Raw genomic sequence first — 17,967 nt, 5'->3', positions numbered from 1 at the left:
CTCCATATTTTTTCAAAATTTTAAAAACTATTTCTTTTGGCTTTGCAATCTCTTGCTAAACACCAAGAACAACAATCCGCAAGCAATCCAGGCAGGCAAAGTAAAGAAAGAGAGAAAAATACCGAAATAAACAGAAATGCTGTAAAATACAGCCATGCTGATCAGCCAAGCGGCCAAAACGGCCCAATTAAATGTTAAGCCTTTATTTATGGCGTAGTCTTTCCCAAACCCCATTTTATCCGCAAAATAATGTTCGAAAAAGATCACCGCGCCTACAGGTGCCAGGATAAAACCATAAACGGCCACGAAGTCCAGCAATTTCATCGCAAAAGCCGGAAAGAGTCCTGCGATAGTCGCGATCCCTCCTGTCACCAAAGTAACTTTCACTGTAGAGCTTCTTGGGAAAATAGCCTGAAATGCCAACCCCGCCCTATATATCGTAGGATTGGCAGTGGTCCACCCAGCAATGACTACACAGATCAGACCTGCAATTCCGACCACTTCATAAGCCAATGGTCCGGGTGCCACAGGTGGTATGCCTCCACTGGTAAATATCGCTGCAGCTTCCGGACTTTTGAGGTACAGCGCAAACATCAGACAGGCCGAAATCCAAGCCATAAAGTGCCCCACATACATCCCCGCAGCAGTGGTCCATCCTACTGAATTTTTATCGGCATAGCGCAATACGGACAGGTCAGACATACCCAAGTGCATGGCCGCATTGCAAAACCAAGCAAAGAACAGTACATGCCAAAAGGTGAATTTTATCTGTCCGGGAAATGGCTCTGAACCCTCTCCCCATACTGCCCAAAGGCTACTCCAAGAATCAACTCCCAAACGGTTGGCGGCTACGATTCCGGCTATCAAAAATACAGCAATCATAAATGGAGCCGCCCAATTGGAGAATTTCGCAACGGTATCATAACCTCTGGCTGCCACAATGGAAATCACCGCCCCAACAGTCAATACCACCAAAACCCAAGAAAGGCTATTGGGAACAGTATCGGTCAAAGCCGGCATGGGCATGTCAAAAGGAATTCCAACCGCCGTGGCTGATACGGTGATCATGGCCCCGGCCAAAAAACAGAATAAGAGTCCATTGGCCAGATTGTAACCTGTCACAAGTTTTTTACCGGCGATTTTTTCCAATTTATAATACAAAGTCAAGCGCTCAGCTGTTGCAAGTGGAGTGGTTACATATCTCCAAGTCAGCACAGCCAAAAAATTCCCCAATAGCAAGCCTACTATCAGGTCAAAAGCAGATACCCCGGCCGTCAAAAACAAAGGCCCTATCACAAACTCCGTCCCCGCAGCGTGTTCCCCGGCATACATGCCCAGAAATTTTTTCCAACTTTTGTGATGGGAAGAAGGGATAGGTTGGCGTTCAAACTCGCCTGAAACAGTCCCTTCCTTTGGGGAAGTAGTTTTTTCCATAGGTAATTTCGGGTTGAAATTGAAAAATACAAAAATCCTATGGGTTATGGTATCCTGTGATGTCCTGTTTGGTGTTTTACCCACTCCAGACAATGGTTCAATTCGTTAAATGGAAGGATTTGGTTACAACCAATGGAATATAATTTTTGCTCTCCAGGCATTTCATTGACCTCTGCCCTTTAATGAGATATTTCAAGATGCTTAGGAAAGGCTAATCAGTATAGGGGATTGACATGACCTAGAAAATTTCAAATTCTCCTTTCAAATCATCCTAAATCTATGGCCTGAAAGGCCAACATAGCAAAGAAATGGGTAAAGCCCATTTCTAAAATCAAACAATCATTTTTCAATCATCACGGGCCTGAAAGGCACGGACAATTCTCAAGCTTGAATTTAAACGGTTAATATCACTTTCAAACTTTTTTTTCTGGACTTCATCTTATAATTTATCCTTACTAACAAATTTCATTTATTAAGAATCTATATGTATTTAATTCTTAATTTTTAAAGTTAATCTTCTATGGGACAATCACTTGCTAAAAATTACTTACACATCATATTCAGCACCAAAAACAGACAACCTTTTATATTGCCAGAATATGAAATTTCTCTATTCCGATATTTGGGAGGAGTATGCAGAAACCTTGAATCTCCATCCTTAATAGTTGGAGGACATCTTGACCATGTACACGTCTTATGCCTGCTCTCCAAAAAATTAGCCCTGATCAAAATGGTGGAAAATCTTAAAACTGAATCTTCAAAATGGATGAAAACGCAGTCCGATTACCTGAAAAATTTTTATTGGCAAGATGGCTATGGTGCATTTTCTGTAAATCCATCACAAGTGGATATTGTAATTGATTATATAAAAAATCAGAAACAGCACCATGAAAAGAAATCGTTTCAAAATGAGTATAGAGCTATTTTAAAAAAATTCAAGGTGGAATATGATGAAAGATATGTTTGGGACTGAATAACTGGAAACTTTAATAGTTATATCGGCCTTTCAGGCCTGGGAAATGTTACTGGTGATAATCCAATTAGCGTTGGGCTGCACCCAACTCTATATTATATTGGCCCTTCAGGCCTAGGAAGAAAAGAGGTTTATTCACCTTAATTCGTAAAGTTTAACTCTATCCGAAGGTATTTTGAACTAATAGTGCAGAATTGATAAGATGTAAGCTTAGCATCAGTCTCATGAAAAATCAACTATTAAAGTATCCTATTCAATTTCTACCCCCCTTTTCTATCAACCAAAACAATTTCTGATCATTTTAAAAATGGCTCAAAAAAAGGTCTATCATCCCAGCCTATTAATTTTTCCCTTTTACTTTCAGGTGGGCCACTAAATCATGGAAGTATTTAGGACTCCATATCTCCAATTTTTTTTGATTTTTGATAAATCGACTGATATCATTTTTAGCATATCGAAAATGTAATAAAAAAATAAGATAATCGAAAAAAAACCGATTATCCTATTCAATTTCTACAAAGACTCCCTTACAATCACCCTAAACCCATTTTTGATCATTTTACCTTCTTTGCTCAGGATCATTTCAGCACAAAGCCTACCCATCACATTAAAATCTGTACTCATCACTGTGATTCCTTTTTGCAAAACCTCCTTTAGCGGAGTCTCATTATAAGACAAAATACCGAGATTTTTACCGATTTCAAGACCTGGGATTTCCCGCACTTTTTTGATGAGATTGACAAGATCTGTCTCTTCAATGACAATATAGGCCTCCTCATTCTGCGGTGAAACTTCATCAGAGATTTCCTGAATCACGTCAAAATCCAGGTTTTCCTCAAACGCATATTTTTTGAAACCGGAAACGATATTTTGCGGATAGGGGTAATTGGAATGGAAAGGAAAAACCAAAATAAGTTTCTTATACTTTCTCAGTTTGGAATTAAGCTTTTTCAAGGCTTCATAAATATCGGTTTTGAAATCCTGATAAATGGCCCCAAAGCAGTCCAAACCATCAGGCTTATTGTCTAATAAAACCAATTTTTCTGAGGGTAGATTTTGCAGCAAAGCGTAAGCCTTCTGCTCTTGCTCTTTTTTGAAATGGGGCATTACAACATAAAAATCGAAGCCCCCCTTCTGTGTCTCCAGGATTTTCCTTAAAAGCTCGTATTCACAATGATGTACTTGAAAATTGATTTCCGCACGTCCTTCTAGGGTGGTCACAAATGAATTGAAAATCTCCTTTTTATAGGCACTCAACTTATTGAACAACAAAAGAACAGTGTATTTAGAAAGGTCATTGTGATGACTGATATAATAGCCTTTCCCTCTCACTGATTCTATGATGCCTTGTTTTTTCAAAATGGCATAAGCCTTTTCGACCGTATCTCTCGAAAGGTAATACTCTGCACTTAAGCTATTGATCGAAGGGATTTTATCTCCAAATCGCAACACTTCTGAAGTAATCAGGCCTTTGATGGCCTTGACGACCTGAATGTATTTGGGAATACTCGAACTATCATCAATGTTTAAATTCAGCTTCATTTAGATTGCAGTTTTAAAAAAGTAAGAATAGGATAATTCATAGGGAAAACAAAACCCTATCCTCTACAAGAATCAGTATAGTACAGGATAGCCTCTTTGACTTGACCCTTTATATTTGATCAAATCTTGAATTTCCATATCCATCTCAAACTAATATGAAAACAAAACCACAAACCTTTAAGCATGTATCCTATTTGTGGGATGAAGAAAAAGCAGCTTCCTTGGGCGATGATGAGGTTGCCTTATTAATATACCGGTCCAATATCCTGGGAGCTGACTTGAGAATTACTAATTACGGAGGTGGAAATACCTCTTGCAAAACCATGGAAAAAGACCCCCTTAGCGGAAAAGAGGTGGAAGTCATGTGGGTAAAAGGATCGGGGGGAGATATCGGTACCTTAACCAAAACCGGTTTGGCTGGGCTTTATGTGAACAAGCTACTTTCACTGGAAGGGATTTACCGTGGCATTGAGCATGAAGACGAGATGGTGGGACTTTTCAACCACTGCATCTACGACCTTGATTCCAAGGCCCCTTCCATAGACACGCCTTTACATGCTTTTTTACCCTTCAAACATATCGATCACCTGCATCCTGATGCAGCCATTGCCATCGCGGCATCCAAAGATGGAGAAAAAATCACTGCAGAATTATTTGAAGGGCAGATTGCCTGGGTACCTTGGCAAAGACCGGGTTTTGATTTGGGACTGCAGTTGCGGGATGCATTGGAAGCCAATCCCGGTATCCGAGGAATCATGTTGGGTGGACATGGACTTTTTACCTGGGGCGATACGGCTCACGAATGCTACATCAACAGCTTGGAAGTCATTGAAAAAGCTTCTGCTTTTCTGGAAGAAAACTATGGCAAGAAAAGACCCGTCTTTGGAGGAGAAAAAGTAAAAGCGCTTGCCCCTGCTCAAAGAAAGGATCAAGCAGCGAAATTAGCTCCCTTACTGAGAGGTTTGGCCTCAAGCTACAACCGCATGATGGGCACATTCAATGATTCAGAAACGGTATTGCAGTTTATCAATTCCCATGATTTGACCAAATTGGCACCTTTGGGAACTTCCTGTCCAGACCACTTTCTAAGGACCAAAATTGCCCCATTGGTATTGGATATTCCGGCAGAGCAGGATTTAAGTGACCTGTCTGCATTGAAAAGTCATATTGAAAAGCTTTTTGCCCAATATAGAGAGGGTTATAAAGACTATTACGAAAAACATAAGCGCAGCAACAGCCCTGCCATGCGTGACCCCAATCCGGTCATCATCCTTTGGCCTGGTGTGGGGATGTTTTCCTATGCCAAGGACAAGCAGACATCAAGGGTCGCTTCAGAATTTTATATCAATGCCATCAATGTGATGCGGGGAGCAGAAGCCATATCGGAATATGTCTCTTTACCACTTCAGGAAGCTTTTGATATAGAATACTGGCTCCTCGAAGAGGCCAAGCTCCAACGTATGCCCAAAGAAAAGGCATTATCAAGAAAAGTGGCTTTGATCACCGGAAGTGCAGGTGGAATAGGAAAAGCCATCGCAGACAAGTTTGCCGCAGAGGGTGCCTGTGTGGTCTTAACAGATATTGATGGAGATCGCTTGGATAAGGCAAGAAAAGATTTCGGAAAAGACGTGGCCATCACTGTAAAACTCGATGTGCTGGATAATGACACGATTGCTCAAGCCTATGCAGCAGCCTGTTTGGCCTTCGGCGGGGTTGACATCATTGTCAACTGCGCCGGATTGGCCATCAGCAAACCCCTACTAGAGACCACCGAAGCCGATTGGGATTTACTCAATGATGTGTTGGTCAAAGGACAATTCAAAGTTTCCCAGGCAGGAGTGGCTGTATTGAGGACTCAGGGAATGGGTGGTGACATTATCAATATTGCATCCAAAAACGCATTGGTTTCCGGACCAAATAATGTAGCCTATGGCACTGCCAAGGCAGCCCAAGTACATATGTCTCGCTTGTTGGCAGCGGAACTCGGCCCAGATAAAATACGGGTCAATGTGGTCAACCCCGATGCGGTGATCGAAGGCTCCAAAATCTGGGAAGGCAAATGGGCAGAGGGAAGGGCCAAAGCCTATGGCGTGACTGTAGAAGAATTGCCAGCATTCTATGCCAAGAGAACTTTGATGAATGAGATCATTTCAACAGAGGATATTGCAAATGGGGTATTTGCATTTGTTGGAGGAATTCTTTCCAAGTCAACCGGAAACATTTTGAATGTGGATGGGGGTGTTGCGGCTGCTTTTGTGAGGTGATTAAAGTTCTCGCAAAGGCGCCAAGACGCTAAGATAAAACAGTGACACCAGTTATCCAGCGTCATTCTGAGTTATTAAAATTGACATCTGCAGACCCGTCATTCTGAGATTTTAACATTTAGGGAATGTTCAGAAAGGGTAATGACAAAATTACGCGTCATGCTGAGCGGAGCTTGCGGAGTCGAAGCATCTCCCACATGGTAGGAGATTCTTCACTGCGTTCAGAATGACGATCCCTCCATATCTGTCATTGGTAGTGAGGAACGAGCGAAGAATCTCCTGCACTCAAGTCCAAAAGACCCTTCGCTTCACTCAGGGTGACGAGCCGCCCCGATTTATATCAATGGTAACCGGAGCTTGCGGAGGTGGAAGCCTGTCCCGCAGCATTGCGGGAGATCTCCTTCCTTTAAAAGTAGGAGACTCTACACTACGTTCAGAGTGACGATCCCTCCACACCTGTCATTGGTAGGCTATAAAATTAAGCATTTAAAGAAAGGAAATGCCAAATGTTAAAATCTCGAAATGTCAAGAAAAGCTATCTTCCAAATAATTCCTTAAATTCAAATTAAAACAATTCTCACTTCGTGCCTTTGGTGTCTTAGTGGCAATAAACAATAACCTATTTCACTTCGTGTCTTTGCGCCTTTGTGGCAAAAAAAATATTCTTAGCGCGCTTTGCGCCTTCACCAGAAACCATGAAAATAACCGCCGATCAAATCCAATCCACCAATAAACCCAGAGAAGTCTCCCATTCCCGTGAGTTTAATTTCCTGGCTGAAAACCTGGAAAAAAAAGGGCTTAATGTGGAGCAACTCATTCAAAAACTTCAGGATTTTCAAATTGCCATTCCTTCTTGGGCTTTGGGCACAGGAGGAACCCGTTTTGGACGTTTCTCAGGAGGAGGAGAACCTGCTACTTTGATTCAAAAAATACAGGACATCGGTATCCTTCATACTCTCAACCGCTCCAGTGATTCTGTCTCCCTGCATATTCCATGGGACATCCCTAAGGACTATGACGCCATTCTGCAAGCAGCAGCTGAAGTAGAAATCGGTTTTGACGCAGTCAATTCAAATACCTTCCAGGACCAGGCTGACCAAAGTCTATCCTACAAATTCGGTTCTCTTGCCAATCAAGACAAATCCATCCGTGAACTGGCTATTGAGCACAACAAGGAAGTAATCCGGATCGGTGAAAAACTGGGTTCCAAGGCCCTGACGGTTTGGTTGGCGGATGGATCATCCTTCCCCGGCCAACACAGTTTCCGCAAAGCCTTACAAAACACCCATGAATGCTTACAGGAGATTTACCAAGATCTTCCAATCGACTGGAAAATGCTGATCGAATATAAGCCTTACGAGCCCTACTTCTACAGTACGGTCATACAGGATTGGGGTACTTCCTTTTTGTTGGCCAATAAGCTTGGAGAAAAAGCTTATACCTTAGTAGATCTGGGCCATCATCTTCCCAATACCAACATTGAGCAGATAGTGGCTACCCTGATGACCGAAGGTAAATTAGGGGGTTTTCATTTCAACGACTCCAAATACGGAGATGATGACCTGACCGTGGGTAGCATCAAGCCTTACCAGCTCTTCCTGATTTTCAATGAACTGGTAGCCGGTTTTGAAGAAACTTCCAATCCTGCGCCGGCATGGATGATTGATGCCAGCCACAACCTGAAAGATCCTTTGGAGGATTTGTTGCAATCCGTTGAAGCCATCAAACTGGCCTATGCACAAGCTTTGATCGTAGATCAAAATTCTCTTCATGCAGCACAAGCATCCCATGATGTGGCTATAGCTCAGGAAATCCTACAGGATGCGTATAGAACTGACCTGAGACCTTTGGTCAGGGAAGCCATCCGACAAAGTGGTGGAGCCATTTCTCCTATCCAAACTTATCGGGACCTGAAAGTAAGGGAAACGCTGATCAAAGAAAGGGGCAAAGACAGTAAAGCCAGCGGATTGTAATATGGAACCCATCAAGGTAACGGCCATATTTGACATTGGAAAGACGAACAAAAAGTTCTTCCTTTTTGATCAGGATTTGAAGGAAGTCTACAAGGTGTACCATCGCCTGGATTACACACAGGATGAAGACGGAGATGATTGCGAATCCATTCAGGCACTGACCCAATGGGTCAAACAAACCTTAAAAGAAGCTTTAGCTTTACCCCAATTTTTGGTCATCAAACTCAATTTTACGACCTATGGGGCTTCATTTGTACATATTGACGAAATGGGAAGTCCTGTAGCGCCGTTGTACAATTACCTGAAAAAGTATCCGGAGAATATTTTAGAACAGTTTTATTCCAAATACGGACCATCTGAAAAGTTCAGCCAGGAAACTTCCTCTCCTGCCTTGGGCATGTTGAATTCCGGGCTTCAGCTCTATTGGCTCAAGTATGCCAAACCTCAAACTTTCAAGAAAATCCACCGCAGCCTTCATCTTCCCCAGTACTTTTCATTTCTTTTTACGGGAAAAGCAGTATCAGAATATACGAGCATAGGCTGTCATACAGGCTTATGGGATTTTGCCAAAGGAGAATATCATCACTGGGTCAAAGCCGAAGGGATCGACAAAATATTACCAGAGGTGGTGGACACTACGACCAGTTTTCCCAAGACCTTTGACAGGCACAGCATGAGTATAGGCGTGGGAGTACATGATTCTTCCTCCGCATTATTGCCATATCTGACCAGTAATACCGAACCTTTTGCCCTGCTGTCCACCGGTACCTGGGCTATCAGCATCAATCCTTTCAACGCGTCTCCCCTGACCACTGAAGAACTCCGAAAAGACTGTCTGCATTTTCTCAGCAAAAAAGGTCAGCCTATCAAAATCAGCCGGTTATTTATAGGAGAAGAGCACAAAGTTCAGATCGAAAAACTATACGCGTATTTCCAATTGGAAAGAGGTTATTACAAAGCATTGTCATTTGAAAAGAAGCTTTACCAAAAAGCTAAATCCAAAAACCGCAAACGGTTTAGGTTTGAATTCTTAAAACCTGACATCTATGGTATTGCCCAAGCCAATGAAACGGACTGGAAAGGTTTTACCGACTTCGAAGATGCCTATTATAGTTTTATCCATGAACTTACTGAACTGCAAGAGGCTTCCCTAAATCTCGTCTTAAAGGGTACTGAGGTAAAAAAACTCTATATAGACGGTGGCTTCAATGCCAATCCAATTTTTGTAGAAACCCTAATGGACAAGCTTCCGGGAATCGAAATTGAAACCACGGATTTTGCTTTAGGGACGGCGTTGGGGGCGGGGATTTTGGTGAATTGAAATCGGAGTGAAGTGTATATACCTAGAGTGATTATGAATAAGGTGGGTATTGTAAAGAAAAATAGTAGTTATTTTTTGGTATTTGAAGAATGCCAAGTTCATTAGATTTTTCATTTTAGGTTTTCTATAATCCATTGTGGAAGAGGGATAAAATTCTCATCCTCCCAAAACTCATCATTGAAATCCGAGGCGAAATCACTTACAAACGGTCTTACCAAACTGCTAGCAGGAAAAAATTGCAAATCAGAGGGGATTTCCTGGGAAATAAAATACATAGTCAACCTTTCCGAGATGCTACCTGTACTAAAGTTAGAACGAGGATATTTTGTGAAGTTTAAATACCATTTATTTTCAATCACTTTTTCCATTAAAGATTTTGGGGTGAAAAATTCCACTGTCACTTCTCCTAAGCTTTGCTCATTCTCTTCAAGATATATGACAGCTTGTTTTTTGAACTCTTCCAAGCTTAAAGTCAATTTTCGATAATTGATGTGGCTAATGGAAATTTGTTCAGCACCCTGAGGAATTCTGAGTACAAACCTTCCATCCTCATTACTAATCGCTATAAATTCGGGAAACTCTGATATATAAATATGCGAAAAGGGAATTCCCTCTTGGGTTTTGCCAGAAAGAATCTGTCCTGTTAACATACTCTGGCAGTGGCCTGACAAACTAAAAATAAAAAGCGATATTATAAGAAATACTTTTTCTCCCATCTTCTAGCAATAGTTGCTTGAAAGAACTATTCAAAAATGAAAATTCTTTCAAGCAACTAATTATTTTAAATTATTACATTATGGCAATAATAACTGTAGCCGCTACGGTTGCCACTGCTCCTGCCCAGCATTGGGCCTTACATCCACCACGCCCTTTTATTTTATTCCCATCACCATCTGTAAAAGTTGAATGACAACTTGCTACGCAACTTGATTGAATGCGGGTAATAATTCCCCCATTTAAATCCTCAGAAAAGGCAAGAAAAAAATCTTCATCTAGAATTGTTTGATCCAGAATATTATTTGTAACCTCTAATAAAATCAATTTTTCATCCTCAATATCAGGTATTACAAACTTAATAAATCCTTTTACAACTTCCCCATTACTATCGATTGAATGAATTTCAAAAATTTCTTCATCTATTTCTATTTCAGAAATCTTAAGATTTTCATGTTTAAATTGAATTTCACCAGGTAAATTAACGCTAACAAAATTTAAATCAACTAAATTCTCTTCGACATTGGTATCCTTTTCCGTGCAAGATCCAATAATTAAGACCAAACCAATCAGCAAAACTAAAATTTTTGAGATTTTCATATCATTAATAATTTCGTCCTATTCCGCAAAATGCAGGGCAGGAACACACTCCCTTGTAAGCCAATGTCCGGATAAAAAATTATTTAAAACTAAGTATTCATTATTTTATTTCCAGAATTAAATGGTGCCATAACAGTATTTTTGGACGCTAATTGTACTTTGCCAAGACATCAAAACCAAACAACATTCTAAAATCTTCGTTTAGCCCCCCAGAACCAAACTGATTTATAAGTAAATATTGTGATTTACAGAATTAAAAACTTTTTTTGTAGTTTTTAAAAAAAGTTGGAGTGCAATTTTAACTGAATAGAAAATAAAGCTTCCTTTTCTAGCGGTTCGTTACCGAACTCAGAAAAAAGGATTTCCAGTCTAATTTTCTTTGGCAAAAGAATGATTTAAAAATTCGTGATAGCTATACTCGAAATTTGTAATTTCGAGTATAGCTCCCTCGGCCTGAAAGGCCGTAATACCCTAGAAATGGGTACAGCCCATTTCATGTATGGAGCGAGGATGGATGCTGGGCCTGAAAGGCACGAATAGTTATTTTAGGCTTGGGCATCATAAGTAGTAATAACATCTTTGGGCAAGCTTTAATCCAATGGCCAATTGCTACTATAATACTTAATCGCAGAAATCATATGAATTCTGCGATTATGATCGCTATTTTTATATAAATTTTGCGATTAGAACTGTTTAACACTCTAAAAAATTTCTTAATCCAGTAAATTTCAACCCGCAAGGCTATCTTCCCCACAAATTGACTCCATGGAGAATTTTTACCTCAACCCGATTCGCCAAAAAATCCTGAAAAATCTCCGGGGCATCAAAATCCAACTTGGTTCCATCACAGTAATACTGGGATTGATTGGTAGAACTCATCAAGGGAGACTGGATTTCAATCACCTCTCTGGAATTGAATTGATACAAAATGATCCCGCTTTCCGGGGTGTCTTTCATCAGTTCATACTGCTCTTTTAACCAAGTGAGCTGGCTTAATGCATCGGAGGTTTCACAGGCAGAAAGCTGATTATCAACGGGCTCCTCTGTCGCGCAACTCCCTAAGCACAAACATGCAATCAGCATGAAAATCAAGATTTTTTCACTTTCAATTGATTTTATCATAGTGTTTTGGAGAAATCTTAAATTATAGACAATATAGCCTTACCTTACCCGCTCTCTGGTAAACCTATTTCCAAATACAATCAAAACTACCACCCCTATCAAGGTTACCATTAAGCCTAGGCCATCTCCTAATCCAGGTTGACCCAACCATTTCCCCAGAAAACACCCTGATATAGAGACCAATCCCATCACTACAAAAACTACACATCCGAAAGTGGGCAAACCATTGGCAATAGCGTTTGCCTTTTCTTTTTGGGACAGTTGATTGTATCCGGCCATTAAATTGGGAAATTTCTTCACCAAAATACCTATCGCAATAAAAAATACTCCTATGTAAACGTTAACCATAATAAAATTTATTTAGACTGCCACAAAGACACAAAGGCACAAAGTATAATCAAATTGATTTCCTTTTACCTCTGAATCATAGGACCAATTAGGATTTTTTAACCTAAGAGAAGTTTAATTTAATCACAAAAAACGAAATACAGAAATGTTAGTTTGAAATATAGGCAATTAATCCGATTTTCTTAAAAAAAGGAAACGCAGAAATTAACAAGCATTGATTTGGGTATGGATCAAAAACCCGACAAATTGATTTGAGTCCAAATCAAAATCACGATATAAATCGAAATTTTAGGCCTAATTTTTCGATTTGGAGAACGCATGACAAAGCTGAAATAGATTACCTGGAGGAAACTGATGGGATATTATATGCCTATGAATTAAAATGGAAAGATCAGAAAGTCAGATTTCCTGCATCTTTTCTCCAAAGCTATCCTGAGCACCAAACAGCAGTGGTCAGCAGACAAAACTTTGAAGGTTTTTTTATTGCACTTATTTCAACTTTACCAAACCAATCACTGGATTGGCTTCTTCCTGTTCACCTGATACATAGGCTGCAGGTTTGACAAAATAGAATAAATCCTCCTCTGCAGACAAAACCCTTAAGTTTAAACTATCCCCATCTTCATCCAAAAACCCACCTTTTACAAGATAACCCTGTCCACTCTCCATATGATAGAGGAATTGGTACAAACTATTATCAAAATCATAAAAATGCGAACTAAGGTAGTTGGCAGTATGAACAACATTTGCGATTAAATACTGTTTAAAGCCCCTATCATCTAAATGAGGTTTAGGAAAATTCAACTTAGCAAAAGGCTTCAACTGCATATCCCTTAGCTGGTACAGCGTGTCTCTTAGGTAATTTTCATTTGTCGTTACAGGTGTATAGATAAAATGCTTGCCATTAAAACTGCTGATGTAATCGGTATAGCCCAAACGACTGGCCATTTTCTTCTCCATAATCACTTTTCTTAAGGGCAGGGTGTCTATGACTGCCATAGCTGCATCAAATCGATACAACTTGGTCTCATTGGCAAAACCTCCTTCAACTACATTTCCATATTCCTGAGAAATACAGAACCTTTCCCCTCCGAGTATCCTAAAGAAGTCAAAGCCGAAATCCAAGGAGGAATCTATCCTCTTTTCCTCTATTAATTCATGCTCAGGAGAATACCTCATGATTTTTTTGCCAGCAAACAGATAAATCTCTCCAGAACTATCATCTACAGCCATGGCAGAAACAGACCTGTATTCCCCAGGACCATCACCTTGTTTTCCAAGCGCCCCTAAAAATTTTCCATCCAGATCGAAAACAAGAATTTTTTGAAATAAATACCAGATATACAATTTATTATCATGAAGGAACACTTCATTGATTCTCGAAATAAAAGCATCAGGGCGGGTTTCAAGTTGGATATATTGTATGGATTCGGCAATGTCATTTAATGTGACTTCTGTATTTACCTTGTTAGGCACATTAATTTCAATCAGCTCCGACTTGGGCTTTTCGGTACACGCGAAAAATCCTGAAACTATGGAAGAAAATAAAATAAATCTCCAAAATAAATCCCCCATGCTTTAATTGTTTATTCCTTTTTGAACATCCACCTGCTTTTTGATGGCTCGGTTTCCCTTGGTACAATCAACTGTAAGTGAAGCTCTTTATTATCCAACTTGGAAATGAAATATTTCTGAGTACTGATTTTATCCAAACGTCCAATAATTAAGGTGTCTCCTTCCGTCCACCATATCCCTTTAAGCTCATGAATCTCGAAATTACTGTAATTAGTGAAAATGACAGTATCTTTCTTAAAGTCATAAAAATATCCATTGATTACTTTACTGAAAGTTTCTGCGACAGCTTGTTGCTGTTCTTCATCCTAGAGTTGAAAGTTTTTTGAAGTCAGGATATTTTCAAATGATTCACTTCTATACATTTTCCATTTGCCTTCCAAGGGATGCTCAGTTTGCAAAAACCAAAAAAGGGGTATCAGATAAAAGAGCGAATGTATCATAGTTTTACCTTCTGACGAATGTTAAGATAATATACCAAGATTACAGTTTTAATTCAAGAAATTTTTAGTGGATTCCACAACAAGGTGGAATCAAGAGCTCTGTTAAGGTCATTAAAGCCTTTTATCAGATTGATTTAGGGTTATTTTCATTTGGAAAAATGTAGCCATACACATTTTTTACTTTGAAAAAGTATAATAAATCACATTTTTTCGTTTGAAAAAGTGTGTGATTGATAAGTTTTTCCTTTGAACTTTAGGCTACAATAGAACGATCAAAAAATCAACCATCCTATTGCAAAAATTACCCCATCCCTTAAAACCCGATACTACAGGATATCTTTCCGTAATTATTTTTAGAAATTGGAAATTGAATCCTGTGATCATTTGCTTCATCAAATTGCTAAGTTATATTGATTGATGTTTGTTGATATTTTAGCTTTCAATGTACAAGCCAATATCTTTCAGTATCTTAATATCCATAAATACCGAATCCATAAAATGCCTTTAAATAAGAAGATTGGTTTATTCATCCCCTGCTACGTAGATCAATTCTACCCTAATGTAGGCATTGCCACTTTGGAACTATTGGAAAAGCTGGGTTGCCAGGTCAGCTACCCCATGGGACAGACTTGCTGCGGGCAACCCATGGCCAATGCAGGATATGAGTGGGATACAATTGGCACCACCAAACATTTTTTAAAGACCTTTCTTGATTACGATTACATAGTAGCACCCTCAGGGAGTTGTGTACTGCATATCAAAGACCATGCACCGGCCATTCCTGGAATGGAAAAAGAACAGGAAAGCCTACACCAAAAAATCTTTGAACTGACAGAATTCCTTACCGATATCTTGAAAGTGGAAACACTCCACGGATCCTTTCCGCACAGAGTGGGCTTTCATGCCTCCTGCCATGGACATCGTGGCCTAAGATTGGGTTCCTGTTCAGAACGCAACGAACCTTTTTATAGCAAGGGCAAACAACTCTTGGAACAGCTTGACGGATTGGAATGGGTGGAATTGACGAGGACAGATGAATGCTGCGGATTTGGGGGAACTTTTGCTGTTACAGAAGAAGCCTTGTCAGTTCAGATGGGCAAAGACCGCCTGGAAGACCATCTCACCCATGGTGTAGAAATCCTCACCGGGGGAGATATTTCCTGTATCATGCATCTGGAAGGAATTGCCAAGAGAAATCAGCAGCCATTGGAATTTATGCATATTGCCGAGATTCTAAACCAAGCCATCTCATGAGCCATCCAACCAAAGCATCGGAATTTTTACAGGACGCTGCTAAAGCCAAATGGCATGACGAGACTTTATGGTTTGTCAGAGACAAGCGGGACAACATCAGCAAAACCATTCCGGAATGGGAAGAATTGAGAGAATTGGCTTCCCAGATCAAAGACAATGTACTTGCCAATCTAGAAACTTACTTGGTTGAATTCGAAAAAAATGCCAAAGCAAATAACATACACGTACATTGGGCGAAGAATGCCGAGGAACACAATCAGATTGTCTTGGGAATATTACAGAATCACCAGTGCAAAGCCATTGTAAAAAGCAAATCCATCCTCACCGAGGAGTGCCACCTGAACCCATTTTTGGAAAACAATGGCATTGAAGTGGTGGATACGGATTTGGGAGAGCGGATTGTGCAGTTCTTAAATCAACCCCCTAGCCATATCGTGCTACCTGCCATTCACCTGAAGAAAAGGGATATCTCTGAGCTTTTCCATGAAAAACTTCAAACCGAAAAAGGCAACGAAGACCCCACTTATCTCACTCATGCTGCAAGGATTCACCTTCGGGAAAAATTCCTTGGGGCCAAAGTAGCCATTACCGGAGTAAATTTTGGTGTTGCGGAAACAGGGGAATTTGTGGTCTGTACCAATGAAGGTAATGCCGATATGGGCGTGCATTTGGCAGATGTACACATTGCCTGTATGGGAATTGAAAAGATCATTCCCAGAAGAAAGGATCTGGGGATATTCCTGCGCCTGTTAGCCCGGTCTGCTACCGGTCAACCCATTACCAATTACAATTCCCATTTTCGGTCTCCAGCACCGGGTAAGGAGATCCATATAGTCTTGGTAGACAATGGCCGGACAGAACAACTAGGAAGAGAAAAATTCAAAAATTCCCTTAAGTGCATCCGTTGCGGTGCCTGTATGAATACCTGTCCCATTTATAGAAGAAGTGGAGGTTACAGTTATGGTTCAGTAGTTCCTGGACCCATAGGATCTATTCTATCACCTGGCTTGGATGTCAAAAAATACAGTACCCTTCCTTTTGCCTCAACCCTTTGTGGTTCTTGCACGGATGTCTGCCCGGTCAAAATCAATATCCATGAGCAACTCTATGAATGGAGACAGGAAATCACCAAAGCCCAGGGCACCAATACCAAAAGCATTTCCATGAAAATCGCCAATGGAATTTTTGCAGTTCCTTTTGCTTATAAAATAACCGGAGCCATGATGCGGGGAGCCTTGAAAATCCTACCTGACAGCATTACTTATTCAGGCTTAAACATTTGGGGAAAGCAAAGGGATTTACCCGAAACACCCAAAGAAACTTTCAAAGATTGGTACAAAAAGAACAGGAAATGAGCAGCAGAGAGCATATTTTAGCTAAAATCAAAGCCATTCCCAAAGAGGCCAGCCCGCTTCCAGAAATCCCTTCATTTGAATCTCCTTTGGGTCACAAAGCAGCCTTTATACTATCCATTCAAGCCAACAAGGGGGAAGTCATCACTGAGTCCGAATTGAAGGATTTTATAGCCATCAACCGTTTTGAAAAGATTCTCAACCTGACCAAGGGAATGGAGAGCCTTTCGACTCAGCCTTTACCTTCTGACGCCCATGAATTAAATGAGTTGGAAGTAGCCATCATTCAAGGTCAATTTGGGGTAGCCGAAAACGGGGCGATATGGTTGACCGATGAAAACATGGGCTTAAGGGTATTGCCCTTTATCACCGAGCATTTGGTGATAGTGCTGAATGAGAAATCTTTGGTTTCCAATATGCATGAAGCCTATAATAAAATAGGAATCCAGCATTCCGGTTTTGGACTTTTTATTGCTGGGCCATCTAAAACTGCTGATATTGAGCAGTCTTTGGTGATCGGGGCCCACGGGGCAAAGAGTTTGAGGGTGGTTCTGACCAACCTTTGAGGTTTTTTTCAATCCTCAAAGGTTTATGATTTAAATTAGGGCTTCTTGCTCAATTCTTAACTGACTGATATTCAATTAAATAATTAACAAAAACATAACACAAAAACCCCGAAATCGGCTGTTTTAAGCTTTTTTCGGGGTTTTCTTTTTTGTATTTTAAGGTTGCAGAATAAAATACATCTGAAGATATGGCACAACTTTCTCTTTTCAAAAATTTCGAAGGATATTCTCCAAAATATAACTTTTTCAAGAATTCATTGTTGGGCAGAATCCACGACAGCATTCCCTGGGACGAACTTATCGACTGTCTTCCGGACGAACGGGTGGGCAGGGGTGCACCAAGCTGGTTTGGTGCAAAGGGTATGTTTGCACTCATGTTTTTGAAGGCCTACTTTAATATCAGTGACAGGCAATTGCTGGAGCGTTTCAATACGGATTGGTCACTTCAGTATTTCTGCGGCAAAGTACTTGCCGAAGACCAGCAGATAA

At 40.4% G+C, this 17,967-nt stretch carries 15 protein-coding genes; 8 read left to right on the top strand and 7 right to left on the bottom strand.

All coding sequences use genetic code 11. From position 1 onward, the window contains the following. Positions 1-27: 27 nt before the first annotated feature. The gene (locus tag EGN73_RS18890) at positions 28-1,434 is read right to left on the bottom strand and encodes a purine-cytosine permease family protein (RefSeq protein ID WP_219293268.1); all 1,407 of its coding nucleotides are present in this window, start codon (positions 1,432-1,434) and stop codon (positions 28-30) included. Positions 1,435-1,954: 520 nt separating this feature from the next. On the opposite strand from EGN73_RS18890, the gene EGN73_RS18885 reads away from it, so the two are divergent. After that, the gene (locus tag EGN73_RS18885; RefSeq protein ID WP_219293266.1) at positions 1,955-2,407 is read left to right on the top strand and encodes a transposase; all 453 of its coding nucleotides are present in this window, start codon (positions 1,955-1,957) and stop codon (positions 2,405-2,407) included. A 513-nt stretch (positions 2,408-2,920) separates the two neighbouring features. Here EGN73_RS18885 and EGN73_RS18880 read toward each other — a convergent pair. After that, the gene (locus tag EGN73_RS18880) at positions 2,921-3,949 is read right to left on the bottom strand and encodes a GntR family transcriptional regulator (RefSeq protein WP_219293264.1); all 1,029 of its coding nucleotides are present in this window, start codon (positions 3,947-3,949) and stop codon (positions 2,921-2,923) included. Positions 3,950-4,104: 155 nt separating this feature from the next. Here EGN73_RS18880 and EGN73_RS18875 point away from each other — a divergent pair, with 155 nt between their 5' ends. The 3 genes from EGN73_RS18875 (at position 4,105) to EGN73_RS18865 (ending at position 9,507) form a co-directional block, all read left to right on the top strand. Next, positions 4,105-6,213 (top strand): bifunctional aldolase/short-chain dehydrogenase, encoded by a 2,109-nt coding sequence (locus EGN73_RS18875; RefSeq protein ID WP_219293262.1) that lies wholly within the window; start codon positions 4,105-4,107, stop codon positions 6,211-6,213. A gap of 695 nt (positions 6,214-6,908) precedes the next feature. Continuing rightward, positions 6,909-8,186, top strand: a complete 1,278-nt coding sequence (locus EGN73_RS18870) for a sugar isomerase (RefSeq protein WP_219293260.1) — start codon at positions 6,909-6,911, stop codon at positions 8,184-8,186. A 1-nt stretch (position 8,187) separates the two neighbouring features. Beyond that, positions 8,188-9,507 carry an FGGY-family carbohydrate kinase gene (locus EGN73_RS18865; RefSeq protein WP_219293258.1) on the top strand — a complete coding sequence of 440 codons (1,320 nt, stop codon included), beginning with the start codon at positions 8,188-8,190 and terminating at the stop codon, positions 9,505-9,507. Between the two features lie 110 nt (positions 9,508-9,617). Here the strand turns inward: EGN73_RS18865 and EGN73_RS18860 are convergent, their stop codons facing one another. The 5 genes from EGN73_RS18860 to EGN73_RS18840 form a co-directional block, all read right to left on the bottom strand. Then, positions 9,618-10,157 carry a carboxypeptidase-like regulatory domain-containing protein gene (locus tag EGN73_RS18860; protein WP_219293256.1) on the bottom strand — a complete coding sequence of 180 codons (540 nt, stop codon included), beginning with the start codon at positions 10,155-10,157 and terminating at the stop codon, positions 9,618-9,620. A 139-nt stretch (positions 10,158-10,296) separates the two neighbouring features. Next, the gene (locus tag EGN73_RS18855) at positions 10,297-10,821 is read right to left on the bottom strand and encodes a hypothetical protein (RefSeq protein WP_219293254.1); all 525 of its coding nucleotides are present in this window, start codon (positions 10,819-10,821) and stop codon (positions 10,297-10,299) included. 741 nt (positions 10,822-11,562) lie between these two features. Beyond that, the gene (locus EGN73_RS18850; protein ID WP_219293252.1) at positions 11,563-11,943 is read right to left on the bottom strand and encodes a hypothetical protein; all 381 of its coding nucleotides are present in this window, start codon (positions 11,941-11,943) and stop codon (positions 11,563-11,565) included. A gap of 39 nt (positions 11,944-11,982) precedes the next feature. Then, positions 11,983-12,291 carry a DUF3784 domain-containing protein gene (locus EGN73_RS18845; protein WP_219293250.1) on the bottom strand — a complete coding sequence of 103 codons (309 nt, stop codon included), beginning with the start codon at positions 12,289-12,291 and terminating at the stop codon, positions 11,983-11,985. 489 nt (positions 12,292-12,780) lie between these two features. Then, positions 12,781-13,866 carry a 6-bladed beta-propeller gene (locus EGN73_RS18840; RefSeq protein ID WP_219293248.1) on the bottom strand — a complete coding sequence of 362 codons (1,086 nt, stop codon included), beginning with the start codon at positions 13,864-13,866 and terminating at the stop codon, positions 12,781-12,783. 938 nt (positions 13,867-14,804) lie between these two features. On the opposite strand from EGN73_RS18840, the gene EGN73_RS18835 reads away from it, so the two are divergent. From EGN73_RS18835 to EGN73_RS18820, 4 genes are all read left to right on the top strand, one after another. After that, entirely contained in the window at positions 14,805-15,560 is a 756-nt protein-coding gene (locus EGN73_RS18835; protein ID WP_219293533.1) for a (Fe-S)-binding protein, read from the top strand. After that, on the top strand, positions 15,557-16,915 hold the full coding sequence (locus EGN73_RS18830) for a lactate utilization protein B (RefSeq protein WP_219293246.1): 1,359 nt from the start codon (positions 15,557-15,559) through the stop codon (positions 16,913-16,915). Before EGN73_RS18835 ends, EGN73_RS18830 begins: the two co-directional genes overlap by 4 nt. Continuing rightward, entirely contained in the window at positions 16,912-17,478 is a 567-nt protein-coding gene (locus EGN73_RS18825) for a LutC/YkgG family protein (RefSeq protein WP_219293244.1), read from the top strand. The genes EGN73_RS18830 and EGN73_RS18825 overlap by 4 nt, the downstream gene beginning before the upstream one ends. A 188-nt stretch (positions 17,479-17,666) precedes the next feature. Beyond that, the coding region (locus EGN73_RS18820) for a transposase (protein WP_219293242.1) at positions 17,667-17,967 on the top strand (301 nt) is incomplete at its 3' end.

Origin of the sequence: Arthrospiribacter ruber (assembly GCF_019343195.1) — a bacterium.
In the GTDB taxonomy this organism is placed as follows: domain Bacteria; phylum Bacteroidota; class Bacteroidia; order Cytophagales; family Cyclobacteriaceae; genus Arthrospiribacter; species Arthrospiribacter ruber.
This window is presented reverse-complemented; position numbering and strand designations above follow the sequence as displayed.

Coding starts and splice junctions, on each gene's coding strand:
- EGN73_RS18890 (WP_219293268.1), bottom strand. CDS start 1,434: ATGGAAAAAACTACTTCCCCAAAGGAAGGGACTGTTTCAGGCGAGTTT.
- EGN73_RS18885 (WP_219293266.1), top strand. CDS start 1,955: ATGGGACAATCACTTGCTAAAAATTACTTACACATCATATTCAGCACC.
- EGN73_RS18880 (WP_219293264.1), bottom strand. CDS start 3,949: ATGAAGCTGAATTTAAACATTGATGATAGTTCGAGTATTCCCAAATAC.
- EGN73_RS18875 (WP_219293262.1), top strand. CDS start 4,105: ATGAAAACAAAACCACAAACCTTTAAGCATGTATCCTATTTGTGGGAT.
- EGN73_RS18870 (WP_219293260.1), top strand. CDS start 6,909: ATGAAAATAACCGCCGATCAAATCCAATCCACCAATAAACCCAGAGAA.
- EGN73_RS18865 (WP_219293258.1), top strand. CDS start 8,188: ATGGAACCCATCAAGGTAACGGCCATATTTGACATTGGAAAGACGAAC.
- EGN73_RS18860 (WP_219293256.1), bottom strand. CDS start 10,157: ATGTTAACAGGACAGATTCTTTCTGGCAAAACCCAAGAGGGAATTCCC.
- EGN73_RS18855 (WP_219293254.1), bottom strand. CDS start 10,821: ATGAAAATCTCAAAAATTTTAGTTTTGCTGATTGGTTTGGTCTTAATT.
- EGN73_RS18850 (WP_219293252.1), bottom strand. CDS start 11,943: ATGATAAAATCAATTGAAAGTGAAAAAATCTTGATTTTCATGCTGATT.
- EGN73_RS18845 (WP_219293250.1), bottom strand. CDS start 12,291: ATGGTTAACGTTTACATAGGAGTATTTTTTATTGCGATAGGTATTTTG.
- EGN73_RS18840 (WP_219293248.1), bottom strand. CDS start 13,866: ATGGGGGATTTATTTTGGAGATTTATTTTATTTTCTTCCATAGTTTCA.
- EGN73_RS18835 (WP_219293533.1), top strand. CDS start 14,805: ATGCCTTTAAATAAGAAGATTGGTTTATTCATCCCCTGCTACGTAGAT.
- EGN73_RS18830 (WP_219293246.1), top strand. CDS start 15,557: ATGAGCCATCCAACCAAAGCATCGGAATTTTTACAGGACGCTGCTAAA.
- EGN73_RS18825 (WP_219293244.1), top strand. CDS start 16,912: ATGAGCAGCAGAGAGCATATTTTAGCTAAAATCAAAGCCATTCCCAAA.